Annotated in this window: 1 rRNA gene; it reads right to left on the reverse strand. The window is 57.0% G+C overall.

Features of this window, described 5'->3' with window-relative positions:
- Nucleotides 1-21 precede the first annotated feature (21 nt).
- Nucleotides 22-3,146 (reverse strand): 23S ribosomal RNA (locus STSP_RS02255).
- Nucleotides 3,147-3,425 lie beyond the last annotated feature (279 nt).

A 3,425-nucleotide genomic window follows, 5' to 3' on the forward strand; every position in this document is an offset into this window, starting at 1 on the left:
ACACAGTGGACGCGAGCAACTGAGGACAAGCCCTCGGCCTATTAGTACCAGTCAACTCCACCCATTACTGGGCTTCCATATCTGGCCTATCAACCCAGTCGTCTACTGGGAGCCTTACCCCATCAAGTGGGTGGGAGTCCTCATCTCGAAGCAGGCTTCCCGCTTAGATGCTTTCAGCGGTTATCCCTCCCGAACGTAGCCAACCAGCCATGCCCTTGGCAGAACAACTGGCACACCAGAGGTTCGTCCGTCCCGGTCCTCTCGTACTAGGGACAGCCCTTCTCAAGACTCCTACGCGCACAGCGGATAGGGACCGAACTGTCTCACGACGTTCTAAACCCAGCTCGCGTACCGCTTTAATGGGCGAACAGCCCAACCCTTGGGACCGACTCCAGCCCCAGGATGCGACGAGCCGACATCGAGGTGCCAAACCATCCCGTCGATATGGACTCTTGGGGAAGATCAGCCTGTTATCCCCGGGGTACCTTTTATCCGTTGAGCGACGGCGCTTCCACAAGCCACCGCCGGATCACTAGTCCCGACTTTCGTCCCTGCTCGACCCGTCGGTCTCACAGTCAAGCTCCCTTGTGCACTTACACTCAACACCTGATTGCCAACCAGGCTGAGGGAACCTTTGGGCGCCTCCGTTACCCTTTAGGAGGCAACCGCCCCAGTTAAACTACCCATCAGACACTGTCCCTGATCCGGATCACGGACCCAGGTTAGACATCCAGCACGACCAGAGTGGTATTTCAACGACGACTCCACGAACACTGGCGTGCCCGCTTCACAGTCTCCCACCTATCCTACACAAGCCGAACCGAACACCAATATCAAACTGTAGTAAAGGTCCCGGGGTCTTTCCGTCCTGCTGCGCGAAACGAGCATCTTTACTCGTAGTGCAATTTCACCGGGCCTATGGTTGAGACAGTCGAGAAGTCGTTACGCCATTCGTGCAGGTCGGAACTTACCCGACAAGGAATTTCGCTACCTTAGGATGGTTATAGTTACCACCGCCGTTTACTGGCGCTTAAGTTCTCAGCTTCGCCCCACCGAAATGGAGCTAACCGGTCCCCTTAACGTTCCAGCACCGGGCAGGCGTCAGTCCGTATACATCGCCTTACGGCTTCGCACGGACCTGTGTTTTTAGTAAACAGTCGCTTCTCGCTGGTCTCTGCGGCCACCCCCAGCTCACCGTGTAAAACGGATCACCAAGTGTGGCCCCCCTTCTCCCGAAGTTACGGGGGCATTTTGCCGAGTTCCTTAACCATAGTTCACCCGAACGCCTCGGTATTCTCTACCTGACCACCTGAGTCGGTTTAGGGTACGGGCCGCCATGAAACTCGCTAGAGGCTTTTCTCGACAGCATAGGATCATCCACTTCACCACAATCGGCTCGGCATCAGGTCTCACCCTTAATGAGTGGCGGATTTGCCTACCACTCGGGCTACACCCTTACCCCGGGACAACCACCGCCCGGGATGGACTACCTTCCTGCGTCACCCCATCACTCACCTACTACCAGCTCGGGTCACCGGCTCCACCACTCCCCTCAACTCCGAAGAGATCAGGGCGGCTTCACGGGCTTAGCATCACTGGATTCGATGTTTGACGCTTCACAGCGGGTACCGGAATATCAACCGGTTATCCATCGACTACGCCTGTCGGCCTCGCCTTAGGTCCCGACTTACCCTGGGCAGATCAGCTTGACCCAGGAACCCTTAGTCAATCGGCGCACACGTTTCCCACGTGTGTATCGCTACTCATGCCTGCATTCTCACTCGTCAACCGTCCACAACTCGCTTACGCGGCTGCTTCACCCGGCAGACGACGCTCCCCTACCCATCACGATCCCCGTTAGGGGTACATATCGCAATGACACGACTTCGGCGGTACGCTTGAGCCCCGCTACATTGTCGGCGCGGAATCACTAGACCAGTGAGCTATTACGCACTCTTTCAAGGGTGGCTGCTTCTAAGCCAACCTCCTGGTTGTCTCTGCGACTCCACATCCTTTCCCACTTAGCGTACGCTTAGGGGCCTTAGTCGATGCTCTGGGCTGTTTCCCTCTCGACCATGGAGCTTATCCCCCACAGTCTCACTGCCGCGCTCTCACTTACCGGCATTCGGAGTTTGGCTAAGGTCAGTAACCCGGTAGGGCCCATCGCCTATCCAGTGCTCTACCTCCGGCAAGAAACACACGACGCTGCACCTAAATGCATTTCGGGGAGAACCAGCTATCACGGAGTTTGATTGGCCTTTCACCCCTAACCACAGGTCATCCCCCAGGTTTTCAACCCTGGTGGGTTCGGTCCTCCACGACCTCTTACAGCCGCTTCAACCTGCCCATGGCTAGATCACTCCGCTTCGGGTCTTGAGCGCGCTACTAAAACGCCCTATTCGGACTCGCTTTCGCTACGGCTTCCCCACACGGGTTAACCTCGCAACACACCGCAAACTCGCAGGCTCATTCTTCAAAAGGCACGCAGTCACGAGACACCAAGTAAACTTGATGTCCGACGCTCCCACGGCTTGTAGGCACACGGTTTCAGGTACTATTTCACTCCCCTCCCGGGGTACTTTTCACCATTCCCTCACGGTACTATCCGCTATCGGTCACCAGGGAATATTTAGGCTTAGCGGGTGGTCCCGCCAGATTCACACGGGATTTCTCGGGCCCCGTGCTACTTGGGTGTTTCTCAAACGAGCCGCTGATGTTTCGACTACGGGGGTCTTACCCTCTACGCCGGGCCTTTCGCATGCCCTTCGCCTACATCAACGGTTTCTGACTCGCCTCACAGCCGGCAGACTGTGACAGAGAAATCCCACAACCCCCTGCATGCAACCCCTGCCGGGTCTCACACATACAAGGTTTAGCCTCATCCAGTTTCGCTCGCCACTACTCCCGGAATCACGGTTGTTTTCTCTTCCTGCGGGTACTGAGATGTTTCACTTCCCCGCGTTCCCTCCACACTGCCTATGTGTTCAGCAGTGGGTGACAGCCCATGACGACTGCCGGGTTTCCCCATTCGGAAACCCCCGGATCAAAGCCTGGTTGACGACTCCCCGGGGACTATCGTGGCCTCCCACGTCCTTCATCGGTTCCTGGTGCCAAGGCATCCACCGTGCGCCCTTAAAAACTTGGCCACAGATGCTCGCGTCCACTGTGCAGTTCTCAAACAACGACCAACCACCCATCACCCTGCCGCCTACGGCAAGTTCACTGGGGCCGGCATCGAAGGACGACCATGCGGCCGTGCCTTCAGACACCCAACAGCGTGCCCGACACCCTCCCGAACTCCCCTGCCGTTCCACGCTCTTACGAGCAGTACTAGGCGAAGCGAGCTTCGCGATGATGCCGAGTAGTCAACGTTCCACCCATGAGCAACCAGCATCAGACGTTCGCTGATGTACTGGCCTCTGACC

The sequence above is a fragment of the Streptomyces jeddahensis genome (assembly GCF_001642995.1).
In the GTDB taxonomy this organism is placed as follows: domain Bacteria; phylum Actinomycetota; class Actinomycetes; order Streptomycetales; family Streptomycetaceae; genus Streptomyces; species Streptomyces jeddahensis.